Annotated in this window: 16 protein-coding genes; 10 read left to right on the top strand and 6 right to left on the bottom strand. The window is 62.8% G+C overall.

The features are described 5' to 3' along the window. Nucleotides 1–135: 135 nt before the first annotated feature. Entirely contained in the window at nt 136–921 is a 786-nt protein-coding gene (locus ABB29_RS13300; RefSeq protein WP_245622636.1) for an SEL1-like repeat protein, read from the bottom strand. Between the two features lie 147 nt (nt 922–1,068). Between ABB29_RS13300 and ABB29_RS13295 the strand changes: the two genes are divergently transcribed. From ABB29_RS13295 to ABB29_RS13285, 3 genes are all read left to right on the top strand, one after another. Next, nucleotides 1,069–3,045: a UvrD-helicase domain-containing protein gene (locus ABB29_RS13295; RefSeq protein WP_057659865.1), complete on the top strand. Its 1,977-nt coding sequence runs from the start codon at nt 1,069–1,071 to the stop codon at nt 3,043–3,045. Nucleotides 3,046–3,141: 96 nt separating this feature from the next. Next, entirely contained in the window at nt 3,142–3,528 is a 387-nt protein-coding gene (locus ABB29_RS13290) for a hypothetical protein (RefSeq protein ID WP_057659863.1), read from the top strand. A gap of 12 nt (nt 3,529–3,540) precedes the next feature. Next, nucleotides 3,541–4,089, top strand: coding sequence for a DinB family protein (locus ABB29_RS13285; protein ID WP_057659861.1), 549 nt, complete (start codon nt 3,541–3,543; stop codon nt 4,087–4,089). Nucleotides 4,090–4,112: 23 nt separating this feature from the next. On the opposite strand, the gene ABB29_RS13280 is transcribed toward ABB29_RS13285, so the two are convergent. Next, nucleotides 4,113–4,790 carry a YceH family protein gene (locus ABB29_RS13280; RefSeq protein WP_057659859.1) on the bottom strand — a complete coding sequence of 226 codons (678 nt, stop codon included), beginning with the start codon at nt 4,788–4,790 and terminating at the stop codon, nt 4,113–4,115. 100 nt (nt 4,791–4,890) lie between these two features. Here ABB29_RS13280 and ABB29_RS13275 point away from each other — a divergent pair, with 100 nt between their 5' ends. The 4 genes from ABB29_RS13275 to plsB all read left to right on the top strand — a co-directional run bounded on the left by ABB29_RS13275 (nt 4,891) and on the right by plsB (nt 10,491). Beyond that, complete coding sequence (locus tag ABB29_RS13275) at nt 4,891–5,811, top strand: 5'-nucleotidase, lipoprotein e(P4) family (RefSeq protein WP_157062657.1); 921 nt, start codon at nt 4,891–4,893, stop codon at nt 5,809–5,811. Continuing rightward, nucleotides 5,808–6,548: an orotidine-5'-phosphate decarboxylase gene (gene pyrF, locus ABB29_RS13270; protein WP_057659855.1), complete on the top strand. Its 741-nt coding sequence runs from the start codon at nt 5,808–5,810 to the stop codon at nt 6,546–6,548. The genes ABB29_RS13275 and pyrF overlap by 4 nt, the downstream gene beginning before the upstream one ends. Nucleotides 6,549–6,790: 242 nt before the next feature. Further along, nucleotides 6,791–7,780, top strand: a complete 990-nt coding sequence (locus ABB29_RS13265) for a hypothetical protein (protein WP_157062656.1) — start codon at nt 6,791–6,793, stop codon at nt 7,778–7,780. 35 nt (nt 7,781–7,815) lie between these two features. Then, nucleotides 7,816–10,491, top strand: a complete 2,676-nt coding sequence (plsB, locus tag ABB29_RS13260; protein WP_057659852.1) for a glycerol-3-phosphate 1-O-acyltransferase PlsB — start codon at nt 7,816–7,818, stop codon at nt 10,489–10,491. A 68-nt stretch (nt 10,492–10,559) separates the two neighbouring features. Here the strand turns inward: plsB and ABB29_RS16430 are convergent, their stop codons facing one another. The 4 genes from ABB29_RS16430 to ABB29_RS13245 all read right to left on the bottom strand — a co-directional run bounded on the left by ABB29_RS16430 (nt 10,560) and on the right by ABB29_RS13245 (nt 15,836). Further along, entirely contained in the window at nt 10,560–10,967 is a 408-nt protein-coding gene (locus ABB29_RS16430; protein ID WP_157062655.1) for a hypothetical protein, read from the bottom strand. Nucleotides 10,968–11,249: 282 nt separating this feature from the next. Further along, entirely contained in the window at nt 11,250–14,135 is a 2,886-nt protein-coding gene (locus tag ABB29_RS13255; RefSeq protein WP_057659851.1) for a TonB-dependent receptor plug domain-containing protein, read from the bottom strand. Between the two features lie 504 nt (nt 14,136–14,639). Beyond that, on the bottom strand, nt 14,640–15,380 hold the full coding sequence (locus ABB29_RS13250) for an N-acyl amino acid synthase FeeM domain-containing protein (protein ID WP_057659850.1): 741 nt from the start codon (nt 15,378–15,380) through the stop codon (nt 14,640–14,642). A 189-nt stretch (nt 15,381–15,569) separates the two neighbouring features. Beyond that, a complete protein-coding gene (locus ABB29_RS13245; protein WP_157062654.1) occupies nt 15,570–15,836 on the bottom strand; it encodes a YdcH family protein in 267 nt (88 codons plus the stop codon). A gap of 27 nt (nt 15,837–15,863) precedes the next feature. Between ABB29_RS13245 and ttcA the strand changes: the two genes are divergently transcribed. The 3 genes from ttcA to ABB29_RS13230 are packed head-to-tail and all read left to right on the top strand — an operon-like array spanning nt 15,864 to nt 18,521. After that, nucleotides 15,864–16,742 carry a tRNA 2-thiocytidine(32) synthetase TtcA gene (gene ttcA, locus ABB29_RS13240; protein ID WP_057659847.1) on the top strand — a complete coding sequence of 293 codons (879 nt, stop codon included), beginning with the start codon at nt 15,864–15,866 and terminating at the stop codon, nt 16,740–16,742. A 53-nt stretch (nt 16,743–16,795) separates the two neighbouring features. Then, the gene (locus ABB29_RS13235; protein WP_057659845.1) at nt 16,796–17,701 is read left to right on the top strand and encodes a recombination-associated protein RdgC; all 906 of its coding nucleotides are present in this window, start codon (nt 16,796–16,798) and stop codon (nt 17,699–17,701) included. Nucleotides 17,702–17,738: 37 nt separating this feature from the next. Beyond that, complete coding sequence (locus ABB29_RS13230) at nt 17,739–18,521, top strand: M48 family metallopeptidase (RefSeq protein WP_057659843.1); 783 nt, start codon at nt 17,739–17,741, stop codon at nt 18,519–18,521. The last annotated feature ends 319 nt before the right edge of the window (nt 18,522–18,840 follow it).

Below are 18,840 nucleotides of genomic sequence, written 5' to 3'. Positions count from 1 at the left end.
CGTCCGCTGCCGTTTTTGATGAGGCGCATGAGCCGCGATGGAGGCCATCGCCGCTCCGGTGACTTGTCGCTGGCAGGCAGTCCGGCGCGATGTCGGCACCAGCAGCGCCATCGCCATCGCAGCGGTTGCCGCCGGCTATTGCCCTGAAGCCGGCGGCAGCGCCTGCGGATCGCCTACCTGCACCTGGCCCTGGCGATCGGGCGAGGCAAGCAGTTGGTCCTGCCAGTCCCAGTAGGCATCGGGCTGCCAGAAGCGTTTGTGGTAATAGATGTCGCTGCTGACCACCGCCCGGCATGAGTTGGGGGTGGGCTCGCCGGGACCGATGCAGATCTTGAGCCGGTTGTTGGATGCGCCCAGATGGCTGCCGGTCTGGCCTTTGAGCGCCACCCGCAGCTCACGCTCCAGCCGCGGTCGCGCGACCGCATCCCGGTACTCGGCGTACACGGTCTGCCCGATCTGCAGTGCCTGCTGTTGCTGCGCGGGCGACAATGCCTTCCAGTACTGTTCGCGTTTGGCCAGCAGCCATGTGGTTCCACGCTCGGCGGCCAGGTCCATCCACGCATAGGCTGCCGGTTGATCGACGCTGCCGCCCTCGCCGTTCCACAGCATTTCCGCATACGCGGCCTGTGACAGCTTGTCGGCGTAACGCGCACCCATCCGGTAATAGTCGCGGGCCTGCCGCAAATGGCCGCCCTCATAGGCCTGCAGGCCAAGCCGTCGATAGCGCTGATCCGGGTGGCTGGCAAGAAAGCCATGCGAGTTCAGAATCCGCGGGTCATCCAGCAACAGCGAGTCCGGCTGTATCGCCAGCGCACGCGGCGCGCCCAGCACGACCAGCAACAGACCGGCCAGCGCTACCAGCCGCGATGACCTGGCCCTGTGCATCCTTGGACCGCCAGATACCGCCTTTGTGTTGTTCATCCGCATCGCCTCCTGCAATGGTCCGCCCCGCGGCATCAGCCTAGCAGCAAACAGGCCCCGGCACGGCGGCAACAGTCTGAACAGCCAGCCGCTGGGCAAGCATGCGCCCGGCTCCGTAAACTGTCGCCCTGGCAATACGGTTACCGCATGGATTTCCTCAACCCCCCTCAACGCGCGGCCGCCCTGCATGTGCACGGGCCGCTGCTGGTGCTGGCTGGCGCCGGCAGTGGCAAGACCCGCGTCATCGTCGAAAAGATCGCCCATCTGATCAGCTCCGGGCGGATGCCGGCCAAGCGCATCGCGGCGATCACCTTCACCAACAAGTCAGCCAAGGAAATGCGCGAGCGCGTGGCCAAGCGCATCAAAGGCCAGGGTGCCGACGGCCTGACCATCTGTACCTTCCATGCGCTGGGCCTGAAATTCCTGCAGATCGAACACGAGGCTGCCGGTCTCAAGCGCGGCTTTTCGATCTTCGATTCCGATGACAGCCTGGGCCAGTTCAAGGACCTGCTGAGTGGCGCCAAGCCCGATGTCATCGACAACGCCAGGCAATTGATTTCGCGGGCCAAGAACGCCGGGCTGTCACCGGAGGAAGCGATGGCCGCGGCGCAGACCACCCGCGAGCGCGAAGCGGCGCAGTTGTATGCGCGCTACCAGGCACGGCTGAGTGCGTTCAATGCAGTCGATTTCGATGATCTGATCCGGCTGCCGGTGCAGATCCTGGAAGCCAATCCGGAAATCGCGCTGGCATGGCGCGAGCGTATCGGCTACCTGCTGGTCGACGAATGCCAGGACACCAACGATGCCCAGTACCGCCTGCTCAAGCAGCTGGCAGGCGAGCGCGGCGATTTCACCTGCGTCGGCGATGACGACCAGAGCATCTACGCCTGGCGCGGTGCCAACCCCGACAACCTGATGCAGATGGCCAAGGACTATCCGGCGCTGCAGATCATCAAGCTGGAGCAGAACTACCGCTGCAGCAACCGGGTGCTGCGCGCGGCCAATGCGTTGATCGCCAACAATCCGCACGAACATCCGAAGAAGCTGTGGAGCGATCAGGCCGACGGCGAACGCATCCGCGTCTGGGAATGCCGCGACAACGACCATGAAGCGGAGAAAATCGCCGCCGAGATTGCTTTCCTGAATACCGCACGGCAGGCGCCGTGGAGCGACTTCTGCATCCTGTTCCGTGGCAACCATCAATCACGGCCGCTGGAAAAGGCGCTGCAACTGCTGCGCATCCCATACCACATCACTGGCGGCACCGCGTTCCTGGAGCGGCAGGAGGTCAAGGATGCCCTGTCATGGCTGCGTCTGGTCGCCAACCCCGACGATGACACCGCATTCCTGCGTGCGGTGCAGTCGCCCAAGCGTGAGGTCGGTGCGACATCGCTGGCGAAACTGGCGGAAATGGCCCAGCGCGCGCACCTGCCGATGTCGCGTGCCGCCGAATCGATGGGCGCGTTGCAGCAGCTGCCGGCGCGGGCGGCCAACGGCCTGAGCGCATTCAACGATGTCATCCGCGATCTGCGGCACAAGGCCGCCGAACTGACCGCTCGCGAGCTGCTGGAACGACTGGTTGAACGCTCCGGTCTGCTCGCCGATCTGCGCGCGCAGACCAAGGATGAAGCCGGCTTCCAGCGGCGCAAGGCCAACCTCGACGAGTTGGCCGACTGGTTCGACAACGCCCGCGGTGGCAACGCCGGTGAACTGGCCGCGCAACTGGCGCTGCTGTCGCGCAACGACAAGGATGAAGGCGGCAACCAGGTCCGCCTGATGAGCCTGCATGCGGCCAAGGGGCTGGAGTTCCGTTACGTATTCATCATCGGCTGCGAAGACGGCACCTTGCCGCATGAGATCAGCGTCGAAGAAGGCAACCTGGAGGAAGAACGCCGGCTGATGTACGTCGGCATCACCCGCGCCAAGGAAATCCTCTGGCTCAGCCACAGCCGCGAGACCCGCCGTTTCCGCGAAAAAGTCCGCTTGCTGCCGAGTCGCTTCCTGGATGAACTGCCGGCGGCGGAACTGCAACGCGATGGCGCCGACCCGGTGGCCGATGCCGAACGCAAGAAGGAACGCGCCAACGTCGGCATGGCGGCGATCGCCGCGTTGTTCGATGATTGATGCGCCCACCGTGGCCCGCATGGCGGCATGCGTCGATGACGCGCGCCGGGTTGCGGCGGTGTACCCTTTGCATCGATCACTGCAAGGAATGATGGGATGACCCGCCGCAGTCCAGCCTGGTTGTCGATTGGATTTGCCATCGCCCTGATCGGGGTCGGCTTCAAATACTGGCAACTGCCTGGTGGACAGGCCGGCCTGCCATCGGCGTTGCTCGGCCCGGGGCTGGCCGCGGTGACGGTGGTTGCATTGCTGTTGCGTGCATTCGGCACCGCGCGTTTCTGGACCATATCGCTGCTGATTGCGGCGAGCGTGCCGCTGGCAGTGGCGTTGCGCTGGGTCATGGCCGGCAGTGCCGATGCCAATCCCGGCTCGTCCCTGCTGGTGGACCTGGCGATGGCCACCGCCCTGGGCGCAGCGGCTGCACTGGTCGGCGTGGTGATTGGCAGCCTGCTGTTGCTGCGCAGCAGCCAGCGCCCGGATTGAACGAGGAACGGCATGGACTTCCAGCAACATTTCGCGCTGCTGGCGCGCTACAACCAGTGGATGAACCAGAAACTGCTCGAGGTTTCGGCGAGCTTGCCCGCCGAAGCGCTGAGCGCCGAACGCGGCGCGTTCTTCGGTTCAATCCTGGGCACCTTCAATCACCTGCTGGTGGCCGACACCCTGTGGCTCAAGCGCCTCGGCGCCAGTCCCGATCACGCCACGGCGCTGCAGCCACTGGATGCCATCCCGTTGCCGGCCCGGCTGGATCAGCAGCTGTTCGCCGACCTGGCAGGTCTGGCCGAACGCCGGCAATGGCTGGACGCGATCATCATCGCGTGGGTCGATGGCCTGCGCGGCCACGACCTGCAGGACGGCTGGCTGGTCTATCACGACACCCGCGGCCAGCCCCATCGCAAATCGCTGGCCGGCGTGCTGGCGCATCTGTTCAACCACCAGACCCATCATCGCGGCCAGATCACGACCCTGCTGTCGCAGGCAGGCGCGGATGTCGGGGTGACCGATCTGGCCATGCTGGTGCCGGAGCAGCCGCTACCGGTGTAGCGGTTGACCGCGGCATCGGATAGCTAGGACTTCGCCTCCAGCAGTTCGGCCAGTTGCTGTTTCAGTACCTGCACCTCGGCTTCCAGCGCCTCGAGGCGGGACTGCAGGCTGAAAGCCGGCGCCGCTGCGGTGGCGGCAATACGCTCATTGAGCGCCGGCAGATCGATGTCACCGCTCAACAGATGCATGTAGCGATCCTCGCGCTGGCCGGGGCCACGCGGCAGCTGCACCAGCAGTGATGGCTCGCGCTGGGCCATGCGTTGCAACTGGTGCTGGACCTCCTCCGCATCACTGAAGGCGTACAGCCGTTCGCTGCGCGCCAGCAGCTCGTGCAGCGTCTGCGGTCCACGCAGCAGCAACAGGCCCAGCAGCGCCACTTGCTGGCGCGGCAGGTTGAAGGCTTTGCCGGCCAGGTGTTCGTAACGTTCGGCACGCGATGAAAACACCTGCCGGGCCAGTCCCAGCGCTTCCAACTCACGCAGGCCATGGTTGACCGCCCCCGGCTGCAGCGACATCAGCGGATCACGCGCGGTCTTCTGGTTGGCGGCCGAGACCGCCGCGTTGACCGTCAACGGGTAACTGTCAGGGGTGGTCGCTTCCTTCTCGATCAGGCAGCCCAGCAATCGCGCCAGCAGCGGCGACAGCTCGGGCAAGGCCGGCGGGGCGCTGTCGGGGGCGGAAGATTCATTGGTTTCGGTCATGATGGGGCTCCTGATGCTGGCCCCTAGCATAGCTGCCGGCCAGCGGCGGCCGCCGCGCTCGGCTAAAATCGCGGCATCTCAAGCAAAACCGGTTTTCGTGATGCGCCCACATGTGTTTTCGGCCAGTCTGCTGGCCTGTGTCCTGCTGTCCGCCTGCAAACCGGCCGACCCACCGGCACCGGCGGTCGCCAGCAACGCACGGCCGGTCCAGGAAACCTCGGCCGAAGACCGGCTGCAGCAGCAGTTGACCGCACACGACAATCTCAACGCGGTGGCCTGGATCCAGACCTCGGTCGAATACACCGCGCTCAGCACCCAGACCTATCGCGCCGCCGCCGATCACCTGGACGCCGCGCTCAAGCACAAGCACTGGGACGCGTTGGCCCCGGACGAGCGCGGCAACGAGCTGAAAGGACTGAAGCCGGCGGTGATCATGGACGTGGACGAGACCGTGCTCGACAACTCGCCCTACCAGGCCCGCCTGATTGCCGACGGCAAGGAATACAACGACCTCAGCTGGGACCAGTGGGTGGCGGAGAAGAAGGCCAAGGCAGTGCCGGGCGTACTCGATTTCGCCCGTGCCGCCACTGCCAAGGGGGTCACCATCCTCTACATCTCCAATCGCGCCGTGCACCTGAAGGAAGCGACCTTGGCCAACCTGCGCGAACAGGGCCTGCCGGTGGCTGATGACAGCGTGTTCCTGGGTCTGGGAACGGTGCTGCCGGGCTGCGAGCAGCAGGGTTCGGAGAAAGGCTGCCGGCGCAAGCTGGCCGGACAGAAGTACCGGGTGCTGATGCAGTTCGGCGATCAGATTGGCGATTTCGTCGAGGTCCCCGCCAATACCCGCGAAGGGCGCAAGGCGCTGTACGACAACTACCGCGACTGGTTTGGCGAACGCTGGTGGATGTTGCCCAACCCCAGCTACGGTTCCTGGGAACCGGCCCTGTTCAACAATGATTGGCAACAGTCACCGCAGGCCCGCAGCCAGGCCAAGCGCGCCGCCCTGGAGCTGGCACGATGAGTACCACCAAGCCTGGCAAGCTGCTGCCACTGGACCCGAGCGAGCGGCTGATCTTTGCCCTGGACGCGGCCAGCGGCGCCGATGCGCTGGCCTGGGTCGACCGCCTTGGCGATTCCGTCTCCTTCTACAAGATCGGCATGGAGCTGCTGGCTTCCGGCGACTACTTCCCGGTGCTGGAAGCGCTGGCCAAGCGCGACAAGAAGGTGTTCGTCGACCTCAAGTTCTTTGATATCCCGGCGACCGTGGCCGGGGTCATCCGCGGCCTGTCGCGCTGGCCGGTGCACTACTGCACGGTCCACGGCTGGCACTCGGCCATGCTGGAAGCCGCCGCCAATGCACGCGCCGGCGACCTGCGCCTGCTGGCGGTCACCGTGCTGACCTCAATGGATGCCCAGGATCTGAAAAAAATGGGTATCGACGGCGAACCAGCTGACATCGTCGTGCAACGTGCCAAGGCTGCACAGGCTGCCGGGTTGGATGGGGTGATCGCATCCGGCCAGGAGGCCGCGCTGTTGCGGGCAGCGAGCGGCGACGACTTCAACATCGTCTGCCCGGGCATCCGCCCTGGCGGCGGTGGCGGTGATGATCAAAAGCGTACGGTCGGCGTCAGCGAAGCTTTCGAGCGCGGCGCGACCGCGATTGTCGTCGGTCGGCCGATCAGCCAGGCCAGCGATCCCCGCGCGGCGGCCCAGGCGATGCAACTGGAAATCGAAGAATATTTCAATAAATTCAATTAATTAGATCACTTTAATTAAAGTGTTGCATTAAATTTGATGGGGGCGTAGGCTTGCCCGGTCCGGTTCCGGCCGGAAATGTGCCACAACACTGTCCTCCGGCTTCGGCCGGACTTCAGGAGGCCCGCTGCTCCGCGAGGATGCATGGCCTCCTTTTTTATGTCCCGCGTCACAGCCATGCCATGCCGCCTTGCCCTGCGCCGGGCTAGCCGCCAAGATGCCGTCGAACCCGGGAACCCCAGACCATGTCCGAACGCGCTGATACCCATCGCCGCAGCGGCCTGCCCGCACTGGCACTGGCCGTCCTGCTTGCCGCGTCGAGCGCCTGCCAGAAGGAGCCGGCCGCGCCAGCCCCCCTGGCTGGCGGCAGCACCGAACCGGCGGCGACCGTGCGTGAACTGGTCGATTACGTGCAGCGCAATGACCTGGTCGGGTTTGCCCGTGCCGCGGTCCCGGCCGAGGACCATGCGCAGTTGGAGCAGGCCTGGCGTGAGGGCCGCAGCCGCTGGCCGCTGACCGAGCTGCCGCTGGACCAGAAAATCATCCCGATGGTGATCGCACTGTCACAGCCCGGCGCCGAGGCCCGCCTGCAGGCCACCTTCGACAAGCAGTTCGCCGGCCAGACCCGCGACCTGAAGAACGCCGCGCGCTCGCTGGGCCTGTTCGGCCAGCAATACGTCAGCAAGGAAGGCGACTACAGCGACAACGAACGCAAGCATTACGTGCAGGTCATCGGCGCGCTCAGCGCCTGGGGCCAGCAGGCTCCGCTTGGTGATCGCGCACTGGCCACCACCACCATCAAGCGGCTGGCCGCCGCTGCCCGCCAGACCGGCATCAGCAGTGAAGAACAGGTGCGCAGCGCCGGCATGACCGACACACTGCGCCGCTTGGCGCCCTTCTTCGCCGAAATGAAAGCCAGCTTTGCCCGTTACGGCCTGCCGCTGGACACCAGCCTGGCCAACCTGCGCACCGGCCTGCTGCAACAGCAGGGCGATGAGGCCAGTGTCCGCATCCACTATCCCCTGGGCGATCGCGAGATCGACAGCGTGGTACGCATGCAACGCCGCGCAAATCACTGGTATCTGAGTGATTACCTGCACGATGCCGAGCAGGCCCGTCCGCCCGTCCCGGATCCCGCGGCACCGACGCCAGCGGTACCGCCACCGCCGGAACTGCAGCGTCCGGGGCGTGATCCCGAGCAAGCTGACAGCGCCCCGCTGGCCCGCGCTTCCTGAACCGGATTGCCGCCGGACCGGCGGCCTGCTTCATAATGCCCACGATGCCCGAACAAGAACCCCTGCCCTTTCCGGACGGCCAAGCAAGCCCGCCTGCGCCGGCCAATCCGCAGCCCACCGCGCCGGCGCCTGCTGCCAGCACACCCGAACCGATGGTGCGCGCGCCCGTGCGCGCCGCCCGCCGGCCCTGGTGGGCACGCTTCATGGGCTGGCTGGCCGATCCATGGCTGGGGCTGGGTATCGAGCCACAGGCACCGATGGAGCTGATCGACTCGCGCCCGGTCTGCTACGTCCTGGAAGACTACGGTCTGTCCAATGCGCTGATCCTGGATCGCGCCTGCCGCGATGCCGGTCTGCCGTCGCCGCTGGTGCCGATGCCGCTGCCCAATGACCCGCTGGGTCGCAAGCGCTCGTACGTGGCGCTGTCGCGGCGCAACGCCAACAGCCTGATTCCGGAAAAAGGCAGCACCAAGAGCCATTCCGGCTCGCTGGCGCGGCTGTTGCAGGCCCATCGCAGCAATCCGCAGCTGGATGTGCAGCTGGTGCCGGTGTCGATTTTCGTCGGCCGTGCCCCGGACAAGGCCAGCGGCTGGTTTTCGGTGCTGTTCTCGGAAAACTGGGCCATCGTCGGCCGCTTCCGGCGCCTGCTGGCGGTCCTGTTGAACGGCCGCAGCACCATCGTCCGCTTTGCGCCGCCGGTATCGCTGCGCAGCACCGTCGACGAGGCCGTCCGCGACGGGCTGGATCCCGAACGCACCGTGCGCAAGTTGTCGCGCGTGCTGCGCACTCATTTCCATCGCATCCGCGAGGCCATCATCGGCCCGGATCTGTCGACCCGCCGCCTGCTGGTGGATCAGGTGCTGGCCTCGGAGCCAGTGCGCCAGGCCATCGCCGAGCAGGCCAAGCGCGACAAGTCCAAGCCCGAGGACGCCTGGAAGAAGGCCCATGCCTACGCCTGGGAAATCGCCGCCGACTATTCCAACCCGGTGGTGCGCTCGGCCAGCTTCCTGCTCAGCCACGTCTGGAACAAGATCTACGATGGCGTGCTGGTCCATCACCTGGACAAGTTCAAGGAAGCTGCGCCCGGCCATGAAGTGGTCTACGTGCCAAGCCACCGCAGCCACATGGACTATCTGCTGCTGAGCTACCTGCTGTACGAACGCGGCATCGTGCCGCCGCACATCGCCGCCGGCGTCAACCTCAACCTGCCCGTGGTCGGCACCTTGCTGCGCAAGGGCGGCGCGTTCTACATCCGTCGCAGCTTCCGCGGCAATCCGCTGTACTCGGCGGTGTTCACCGAGTACGTCAGCCAGCTGGTCGCTGGCGGCTATTCGATCGAGTACTTCATCGAAGGCGGGCGTTCGCGCACCGGCCGGCTGCTGCAACCCAAGGGCGGAATGATATCGATGACCGTGCGCGCCTTCGTGCGGCAACCGAAAAAGCCGGTGCTGTTCCAGCCGGTCTACATCGGCTACGAAAAACTGCTGGAAGGCAAAAGCTATCTGCACGAACTCAGTGGCCGCCCCAAGGAAGAAGAATCCATCTGGGGCCTGCTGTGGAGCCTGCCGAAAATCCTGCGGCAGAATTTCGGCCAGGTCGTGGTCAATTTCGGCGAGCCCATCGCCTTGAGTGAAACCCTGGCCGAGCATGCCCCGGAATGGGATGGCGCACCAGTCGGCGAGGACGAAAAGCCGGCCTGGTTGTCGACCACCGTCGATGCCCTGTCCAACCAGATCCAGGTCAACATCAACCGTGCCGCCGACGTCAATCCGATCAACCTGCTGGCGCTGGCACTGCTGTCCACGCCCAAGCACGCGATGAGTGAAGCCGATCTGGTCGCCCAGATCGAACTGTGCAAGACCGTACTCGCCGAACTGCCGTACTCGGACCGGGTTACCGTCACCCCGCACAGTCCGGATCGGATCATCGCCCACGGCGAGGAAATCAACGCGCTGGTCCGGGTCAAGCACCCGCTGGGCGATGTATTGAAGGTGTACGACGACGACACCGCGGTGTTGATGAGCTACTACCGCAACAACGTATTGCATCTGTTTACCGCTTCGGCCTGGATTGCCTGCTGCTTCCAGAACAACCGGCGGATGAGCCGCAGCGGCGTGTTGCGACTGGGCCGCGGCCTGTATCCGTTCCTGCAGACCGAGCTGTTCCTGCCGTGGACCGAGGATGAGTTCGTGCAGCGGATGGAGCGCACCATCGACCTGTTCCTGCGCGAAGGCCTGCTGCAACTGGTCAACGAAGACGACGGCGGCATCCTCGCCCGCAGCGCTGGCCAGAGCGACGAAGTGTTCCGCCTGCGCGCCATCGGCCATTCACTGCAACAGGCTTTCGAGCGCTATTACATCGCCATCAGCGTGCTGGTGAAAAATGGCCCGGGCAAGCTCGGCGCCGCCGAACTGGAAAGCCTGTGCCAACAAGCGGCGCAACGCCTGAGCCTGCTGTACGCGCCAGCGGCGCCGGAATTCTTCGACCGCACCCTGTTCCGCGGCTTCATCCAAAAGATGCGTGAAATGAAACTGGTCTGGCCGGATGAGAACAGCAAACTGGTATTCGACGAACGCCTCGATGCCTGGGCAAAAGACGCCAAGGCCATCCTCGGCCGCGAACTGCGCCACACCATCGAACGCGTCAGCCCGGAGGCTGCCGAGGCGGCAACCAGCGATGTGACAGCAGCCGAGAAAAGCACCGTCGATTGATCGAGTTACGATTGAACATGACCACCTGCATGACATGTGCATGCAGGTAGCATTGATGCACTAGGGCGTCATCTCCACATATCAATATATTCGGCAGTCGCACTAACGGTCTTTGTCCTTCCGGTAGCGTTATCCCTTATCAGGACAGAGAGCGTGACAGGTACTCCTTTACTCGTGTCCTTGGTGATGGATTTGTTGCACCACGCCCCCGTTCCGCAGGAAGAATTCCAGGTAAAACTGTAACTTCCGGGCGTCAATCCAATAACCTCGAAATGTGCAGTGGTTGGATTGGGATCGCCCGGTCGCCAGCCGGAGGCACAGTAGTCTGATGTCAGCTGATCATAAGCCCTCGTATCGACATAGCATGCGAGCGACGCATTACTGACATCACCAGCACTGACTTCAGGGACATACAACAAAGAACCTGCCGCGCAAACAACCGCGGCCATCCCGACATATATATTTCGCATCTCCATTTCAACTCTCCTTGTTAACTACGACAGTTATTGCTCCAGCCGTCCGCAAGACCGCGGAGCACCTAGAGCGTAGCACGTCTAAATGTTTATACCCTGGCAGACATACTTCAGTACTGAATATAAGCGCTATTGAAAAGTGCGAACATTAGTTTTGTATTCGTGCAATCCCAAAATCACTTCCAAGCATCCGGGACAAGGCCGATAACAATCAAATTCTATAAAAAACATGGCCCCTCTCGGGGCCATGTCATTGTCAACTTTACAACCGTTCCGTAATCGGAATCAGAAGCGTTGCTGGTACTTCATGTACATGAAACGACCGATATCATAGCCCCCGTAATAGGCATAGCCGGAGCTCGGGGTGTCATAGTCGGCATTGGCATTGTGGTCGAACACGTTGTTGATGCCCAATGAAACAGTTCCGTTCCACGGTGCATTCCAGCGAACCTGGAGGTCATGGAAGGTATTGGCACCCAGCTCATTCTGGGCAGATATCTCACCATTGAGATCCGGCGCGGTGAACTCAGGCAGACTGCAACGACCCTCGTAAAATTTGCCATCCGGATCCCTCAGGCAGCCACTCTTGACGCCGGAGTAGTAACGCATGTTCCAGGTCAATCCAAAATCACCCCGCGTCCAGCCCAAGGCGAGATTGCTGCGTAAACGGAAATCGCCACCAAAGCCATTCAACTGCTGCGGAGGTGAGTCCGTGTTATCGGTCTTCAGTTCGCTTTTCACCACATAGGTCGACTGCGATTGCAGGTCGAATCGGCCCCAGTCGGTATCCAACGCATAATTCAAATCAAGATCAAAACCTTCAGTTTCCCGATAGCCAGCGTTGCGCTCACTGTAGGCCATGCTGGTGATGGCGCCTGTCACCGGATCACGGGTGAACTTACCGCTGCAACGCGATTCGATTCCTCGCAGGTAGCAGTCATCCAGTATGTCGGTAGGACTGTCGTCAACGATGGTGTTATCGATCCTGATTTTCCACCAGTCAAGCGCGGCGTTGAGTCCGCGGGCGAAGCTTGGGCTCCAGACAAGGCCGAGTGTCTGTGACTCGGAAGTTTCCGGAGTCAAATCCGGATTCGCACCTGATCGAAACGGAATGTTGGATTGATCAGTGGCAGTTGCGGAGACCGGCGGCACTCGATTCGCTGCTTGACGGAAGTCCACTGGAACGTCCTGCAGGCAGCGGGAATTGCCAGCGGCTTCGCCAAAGGCTGTATCGCAGGGATCACTATAGTAAGCGAAGCTGTCCGACGTGCCTCCATAAAGACTGGCCACAGAAGGCGCGCGGAAACCTTCAGCCCAGGTACCGCGTACCAGCAAGGAATCAACCGGCTTCCAGGTAAAGCCGAACTTGCTGTTCAGGGTATCGCCGAAGGTGTCGTAATCGGAGTAGCGAGTTGCAGCGGTAAAGCTCAGCAACTGCGCACCGGGTACATCAGCCAGCACCGGCACCAGGAATTCCAGATACGCTTCGTCCAGCGAATAGCCACCTGCGGTCGGGCCGGAGGCCAGATCGGTGGATATACCGGTCTGCGCCAGTGCATCGGGTGAGAACGAGCCGCGTTCATTGCGATGCTCGATACCGACCGCCATGCCCAGATCGCCTGCCGGCAAGGTCGCGAGCGAGCCGGAGAGATTGGCGAAGTAATCCCGGGTCGTGGTTTCAGACACCGCCTGTCCCGGCTGATAGAGATATGCCTGTACGGCGGGATCGGCCAAACCGTTGTAGCCCTGGACACCTTCAGGAATTAGCGGGTTCCACGGCGTGCAGTTACCTGGACCTATGCCCAACGGAATCGGATCAGCCGCGGTACCGCATTGCACCTGGCCCGCAGCGTTGATGAAGGAAGGGCCGACCGCAAGTCCTACGTTGGCGGTGTTCAGATTGCCGGTACTGACCTGGGTGCCCTTGTTCTGGTTGTACAGCATGCCGGCATCCCAGTCCCAGAAATGTTCACCAATCTGGAATGAGCCAGCCAGTGTGCCGGTCCATCGGAAGGTAGTGAGATTGTTGAATACACCGCGTGGTACTTCCCAACCACGACGAATGAACTCTGCTTCTTCACCCAGAGGATTGAACACGCTCTCGCCCGACAGCGGGGTGCCCCATGAGGCTGAGCGATATGGATAACCTGCGTTCTGGGCAAACGAATCACGATCGGTATACAGAAAATCGGTGCTGAAACGCACATCATCAGTGATGTTGTAGGTACCGTTCAGGAATGCGGACTTGCGCTCGACGCCCGTCTGCAGCGTCGATGCCAAGGCAGGAAATGTAGCATCCAGGCCATCGGCGTCAGTCGGCCGGAAATTGTTGATATCGCTGGTATCGTAGTTACTGGTCGTGCGGTCTAGCGTCATGTTGCCGTCCGGCGTAACGATCGCGCCATCCTTGATGGTGCCCGACCCATCGAACTTCAGCCGGTCACCTTTTTCATAGCTCGGATAGCTGGTACGGCTGAACCAGCGATCCTTGGTCCAGACCGGGTCCTCTTTGGTGTACTCGACACCAGCGGTCAGTGAGCCGCGATCACCCGAAGTACCCATCAGGAAGCTGTATTGCTGACGTTGACCATCACCTTGACTGTACTGACCCAGATAGGCATTGGCTTCCAGACCATCAAAGTTCTTGCGGGTAATGATATTGACCACGCCGGCCATCGCATCGGACCCGTAGATCGAGGATGCACCGTCCTTGAGGATCTCGATTCGTTCAACAGCAGCGGCTGGGATTGATGCGACGTCTTGGCGCCCACCATTAGTGATGCCCAGGCGCTTGCCGTCGACCAGCACCAACGTTCGCTGAGAGCCCAGACCACGCAGATCCACGTACTGACCGCCGACAGCTTCACCTGACTGCAGCGGATCAGTGCGGCTGATGGGGGGCGAACCAAATGCCGAGACATTCTGCAGGATTTCCGCCACGTTGTTGAAACCCTGATCCTCAATCGCTGCGCGATCGATGGTCAGCACCGGCGCAGCGGTTTCCTTGTCGACCTGACGGATGCGGGATCCGGTTACTTCCACGCGATCCAGCGTGGTGGCTTCCGTGGAAGCCGGCGGCGCATCCTGCGCAAGCGCGGTGCTGGTGGCCATTGCGGCACCGGTGAACAGCGCGATCTTGATCGCGCCTGGCAGTTTCTTGGTAATCGTCATGCAGCTCTCCCTCTGTAATTCAAATCCGAGCCTGGCAGACCAGGCGAATCATGCGAGCGTCTTTTTGATTGGCACTCGACCATTCGAGGGTAACGCAAGATTTACCAAAGATTGACGGAAAAACAGCATGTCGTTGCAAATGTAAAAGTGATTGTAATCTGCATCATTCGAGATTATCGAAATAGCCCGTGTTTGCCCTCATTTATCACTTATCACACTATAGAGATTTAGCTCACTTATCTAAAAGGAGAGCGGCTCAGGCGCCTTACTAAATGTGCCGTAAAAATCATTTAGCTCTGGATACTCACTTCTCGGCAGCAGGAACTTTCGAACGCGAGCATCATGCGGGGCGTGCGATCAGGCGGACGTTGCTTCATATCACCGCGCGGGCGAGTGCGTTATTGCTGCGAATAGAACAGCAACACAACTATCGGCCGCTGGCCTACTTGAGAAGCAGGTGGCGGTCGCGCGATTCGCGCTGGCCGCGGGAGATGAGCCGTATTGCTAGCGCAGCGCGCTGAAGGTGCGTTCGAGCCAGTGACGTGACGTCTGGTCGTGGGGTTCGCCCAGTTCTTCGCGGTCCAGCCGCGCCGAGCGTTCCAGCCATCGCGGGGCCTCTTCCATGACCAGGACCATACGCAGCAGGTCGACGCCACCGGGCAGGATCGCCGGCGGCAGGTACTCGCGAAAACCGAAGTGTTCGAAGACATCGTGCAGGAACGGCTCGCAGGCAATCATGCAGAAGCGTATGCCGGACTCGTGGCCCCAGCGATAGAGTTCCTGGAACAGATGCTGGACCACCGGTTTGGCACGCTGGTCAGCCTGGACCGCGAAGCGGGTGGCCACCGCCAAGGCATGCAGCGGCCAGCTCCTGGCGAAGGCGTCAAGCTGGAACAGGCTGCCGTACTCGACCTGGGCAGCCAGCGAGCTGAAATCATGCAGACGCAGGGTGGCCACACCCTGCTGGTTGCTTTCGACCACCAGGGTGGTACCGGACGCATCCAGTCCGTCGGTGACGCGGCGACTGTGGCGATGCGGGATGACGTCGGCGTCTGGCTGCAGGCCACGCTCCTGGAAATAGACTTCACGGCGAAGCTGCAGTACGTCACCGAGCGGGTCGCCCGGCGCGATCCGACGGATCCGCAGTTGCTTTGCCCATTGGGTACGCGCCGACGTGGTGTCGAGCGCACTCGCCTCCAGGCCAACGGCGCCTGGACCCGGATGGACATCGCTGGACGAAGACATATGCGTACCCTACGGGGCAGTGGCCCACGACAACTGGAGTACCCATGGTCCTAGCAAATAGCGGGCCAACCCTGTCGCCCCTGTCCATGGGGGTTGCGCTGGCGCGCTACCCCAGCATATGGGGAGGTGTCAGGAAGGTTACAAATGGTCCGGTGACGCGGCGCGGCAGTTGTCAACTGCGTGCGCGGGTCAGGCTGGCTCGTCGGGAATCAAGGCACTTTCGAGCCGGGCAATGCAGTCCTTCAGCCACAGCTTGCGCTTTTTCAGCCGTTTCACCGTCAACTCGTCGGCCTGGATGCTGGCCAGGCGCTGGGCGATGTCCTGATCCAGCTGGCGATGCTCCTGCTTGAGCTCATTGAGCTTGCGGTTGATCTCGGTCGGGTCCAGGGCGTCCACGCCGCCAGCGTACACCGCCACCGGGGCGTCGTCACCGCCTTCCCGGCGGCCGGCCGGCATGGGCTGTCCAGTAGAATAGCCGGCTCCATGAGTGCCGTTTTCCCGCTACCTCTGAAAGACCCGGTCCGGCCGGCAGACACCGCCGCTGCCGCGCGGCCGGAGCGTGTCCGCGGCCAGCTGGGTAAACGCCTGTGCCGGCAGGTCGGCCAGGCCATCGCCGACTACGCGATGATCGAGGAAGGCGACAAGGTCATGGTCTGCCTGTCCGGTGGCAAGGACAGCCATACGCTGCTGGACATCCTGCTGCAGTTGCAGAAGAAAGCGCCGATCAGCTTCGAACTGGTGGCAGTCAACCTGGACCAGAAGCAGCCCGGCTTCCCCGCGGATGTGCTGCCGGACTATCTGCAGGCGCGGGCGGTGCCGTACCGGGTGCTGGAGCAGGACACCTACTCGGTGGTCAGCCGGGTGATGCCGGAAGGCAGCACGATGTGCTCGTTGTGTTCCCGGCTGCGGCGCGGCGCGCTTTACGCGCATGCCAAGGCCGAAGGCTTCACCAAGATCGCATTGGGCCATCACCGCGACGACATGGTCGCCACCTTCTTCCTCAATCTGTTTTTCCACGCCCGGCTGGCGGCGATGGCACCCAAGCTGCGCAGCGACGATGGCCAGCACGTGGTGATCCGGCCGTTGGCCTATGTCAGCGAAAGCGACATCAGCGCCTACGCCGATCAGCAGCGCTTCCCGATCATTCCGTGCACGCTATGCGGCAGCCAGGACAATCTGCAGCGCAGGCAGGTAGAAGAGATGATGGCGCAATGGGAGCGCGACAGCCCGGGTCGCATTGGACAGATTGCACGGGCGCTGGCCGATGTACGCCCGGCGCAACTGGCCGATCCGCGGCTGTTCGACTTCATCGGCCTGGCCCGCGGCCATGGCGGCTCAACCCATGAGATGGGTACCCGGTAAGCTGCGGCGTTGCGCGGCGGTTTGCCTTCTTTTTCTTTGCTGACGGATATTCGATGTTCTTTCGTAACCTGACTTTGTTCCGCTTCCCCACCACCCTGGATATTTCGCAACTGGAGCAACTGCTGCCCGAAGCGGCATTGAAGCCGGTCGGTCCGCTGGAGATGTCGTCGCGCGGCTTCATCTCGCCTTTCGGGCGGGGTGAGGAAGCCCTGTCGCATACGGTGGGCGATGCCACCTGGCTGACGGTCGGCGGCGAGGACAAGATCCTGCCCGGTTCGGTGGTCAATGACCTGCTGGCCGACAAGGTCGCCGAGATCGAGGAGCGCGAAGGACGCAAGCCGGGCAGCAAGACCCGCAAGCGGCTGAAGGATGATCTGCTGCACGAACTGCTGCCGCGTGCCTTCGTCAAGACTTCGCGCACCGATGCGCTGCTGGACATGGAACATGGCTTCATCGCCATCGATACTTCTTCGCGCAAGAGCGGTGAAAACGTGGTCTCGGAAGTGCGCCGCGCGCTGGGCAGCTTCCCGGCGCTGCCGTTGAACGCCGAAATCGCCCCGCGCAGCATCCTGACCGGCTGGATCGCCGGCGAAGAACTTCCCGAGGGCCTGAGCCTGGGTGAAGAATGCGAACTCAAGGACGCGATGGAAGGCGGCGCGGTGGTCAAGTGCCAGAACCAGGAATTGCAGTGTGATGAAATCAGCAAACATCTGGAGGCCGGCAAGCAGGTGACCAAGCTGGCGCTGGTGCTGGATGACCACGTGTCATTCGTGCTCGGCGAGGATCTGATCATCCGCAAGCTGAAATTCCTGGAAGGCGCGGTCGACCAGCTGGAAAATACCGAGCGCGATGACCTGCGCGCCGAACTTGACGCTCGCTTCGCCCTGATGAGCGGCGAACTGAAGCGGCTGTTCGTGGTGCTGGAAGGCGCGTTGAAACTGAGCAAGGTCGAGGCCTGATGCGAGACCAGCGCTCCAGCGGCGGCGGGAACCGGGCATGGCATCGCGACTGCCCCGGCTGATCGCGCCGCCAGCGGCTGCCGTCCGCGATACGCTGGCGGTAACCCTGCCCGATGGCAGCGACGCCAGCATCCTGCGGGTGCGCAATCCACGCGCCAAGCGGATCAAGCTGAGCGTTGACGAGCGCGGCGCCCGGCTGACATTGCCGATGCGGGCCAGCCTGGCCGCCGGTGACCAGTTCCTGCAGCAGCATCTGCCATGGCTGGCCCAGCAGCTGCTGCACTACGCGCAACCATTGCAGGTCGAAGCATTGCTGCCCGGCCAGACCGCCAGCATTCCATTGCGCGGCCAGCCCTGTCCGGTGCAATGGCGCAGCGGCCGCTATCTGAAGATGGACCTCGAGGACGACGGCCTGGTCATCCAGCTGCCGCCAAGGCTGGGAGCCACCGCGCTGCAGCGCAGCCTGCGCGGTTTCTACGAGGCCCAGGCGCGTGCCGATATCGGCCGCTGGTTGCCGCGTTACCTGCCGGAACTGCCACGCGCGCCACGCCAGATCCTGTTCAAGGTGATGTCCTCGCAATGGGGTTCATTGGCACCGGATGGATCGATGGCGCTGGATCTCAGTCTGGTCACTGCACGGCCATCGGCGTTTGAGTACGTGCTGGTGCACGAACTGTGCCACCTGATCCATGCCAACCACTCGCCCGCCTACTGGGCTGAAGTGGACCGGCGTTTTCCCGACTGGCGGGAGGAACGCCAGTATTTCCGTGACCACGGTCGGCAATTGAAGGGCAGCCTGCGCGCATTGCTGTCCGCTTGAGGCCCGGATTGGCGAATCAGAAAGTAGTGCCATCCGGCATTGCGACTGAGGTCCTCCATGGAATTGAGTGCCACCGTTCCCATCGCCCTGCCGATTGCGCCACGGGCGGTATCGCCAACCGCGCTGCGCCTGCGTCGTGCACGCCAGGCGGTGGTTGAAAGACGGTCGTCGCCAGATGAAGACAGCGGTACGGTGGCGCCGCCAGCCCATTTGCATGGACCGCGCCGCCAGCAAACCTGGCGCACATGGCTGGCCGCGACGATAACCGGCGTGGCGATGCTGGCGAGCGTGCTCGGCGGGTGGCTGGGTTCAGCCGCGT

Source organism: Pseudoxanthomonas dokdonensis (genome assembly GCF_001431405.1).
In the GTDB taxonomy this organism is placed as follows: Bacteria; Pseudomonadota; Gammaproteobacteria; order Xanthomonadales; family Xanthomonadaceae; genus Pseudoxanthomonas_A; species Pseudoxanthomonas_A dokdonensis.
This window is presented reverse-complemented; position numbering and strand designations above follow the sequence as displayed.

Excerpts from the sequence above, each read along its gene's own strand:
- ABB29_RS13290 (WP_057659863.1), top strand. The coding sequence starts at position 3,142 with ATGACCCGCCGCAGTCCAGCCTGGTTGTCGATTGGATTTGCCATCGCC.
- ABB29_RS13245 (WP_157062654.1), bottom strand. The coding sequence starts at position 15,836 with ATGCCGGCCGGCCGCCGGGAAGGCGGTGACGACGCCCCGGTGGCGGTG.
- ABB29_RS13230 (WP_057659843.1), top strand. The coding sequence starts at position 17,739 with ATGGCATCGCGACTGCCCCGGCTGATCGCGCCGCCAGCGGCTGCCGTC.
- ABB29_RS13280 (WP_057659859.1), bottom strand. The coding sequence starts at position 4,790 with ATGACCGAAACCAATGAATCTTCCGCCCCCGACAGCGCCCCGCCGGCC.
- ABB29_RS13265 (WP_157062656.1), top strand. The coding sequence starts at position 6,791 with ATGTCCGAACGCGCTGATACCCATCGCCGCAGCGGCCTGCCCGCACTG.
- pyrF (WP_057659855.1), top strand. The coding sequence starts at position 5,808 with ATGAGTACCACCAAGCCTGGCAAGCTGCTGCCACTGGACCCGAGCGAG.
- ABB29_RS13235 (WP_057659845.1), top strand. The coding sequence starts at position 16,796 with ATGTTCTTTCGTAACCTGACTTTGTTCCGCTTCCCCACCACCCTGGAT.
- ABB29_RS13275 (WP_157062657.1), top strand. The coding sequence starts at position 4,891 with ATGCGCCCACATGTGTTTTCGGCCAGTCTGCTGGCCTGTGTCCTGCTG.
- ABB29_RS16430 (WP_157062655.1), bottom strand. The coding sequence starts at position 10,967 with ATGGAGATGCGAAATATATATGTCGGGATGGCCGCGGTTGTTTGCGCG.
- ABB29_RS13255 (WP_057659851.1), bottom strand. The coding sequence starts at position 14,135 with ATGACGATTACCAAGAAACTGCCAGGCGCGATCAAGATCGCGCTGTTC.
- plsB (WP_057659852.1), top strand. The coding sequence starts at position 7,816 with ATGCCCACGATGCCCGAACAAGAACCCCTGCCCTTTCCGGACGGCCAA.
- ABB29_RS13300 (WP_245622636.1), bottom strand. The coding sequence starts at position 921 with ATGAACAACACAAAGGCGGTATCTGGCGGTCCAAGGATGCACAGGGCC.
- ABB29_RS13250 (WP_057659850.1), bottom strand. The coding sequence starts at position 15,380 with ATGTCTTCGTCCAGCGATGTCCATCCGGGTCCAGGCGCCGTTGGCCTG.
- ABB29_RS13285 (WP_057659861.1), top strand. The coding sequence starts at position 3,541 with ATGGACTTCCAGCAACATTTCGCGCTGCTGGCGCGCTACAACCAGTGG.
- ABB29_RS13295 (WP_057659865.1), top strand. The coding sequence starts at position 1,069 with ATGGATTTCCTCAACCCCCCTCAACGCGCGGCCGCCCTGCATGTGCAC.
- ttcA (WP_057659847.1), top strand. The coding sequence starts at position 15,864 with ATGAGTGCCGTTTTCCCGCTACCTCTGAAAGACCCGGTCCGGCCGGCA.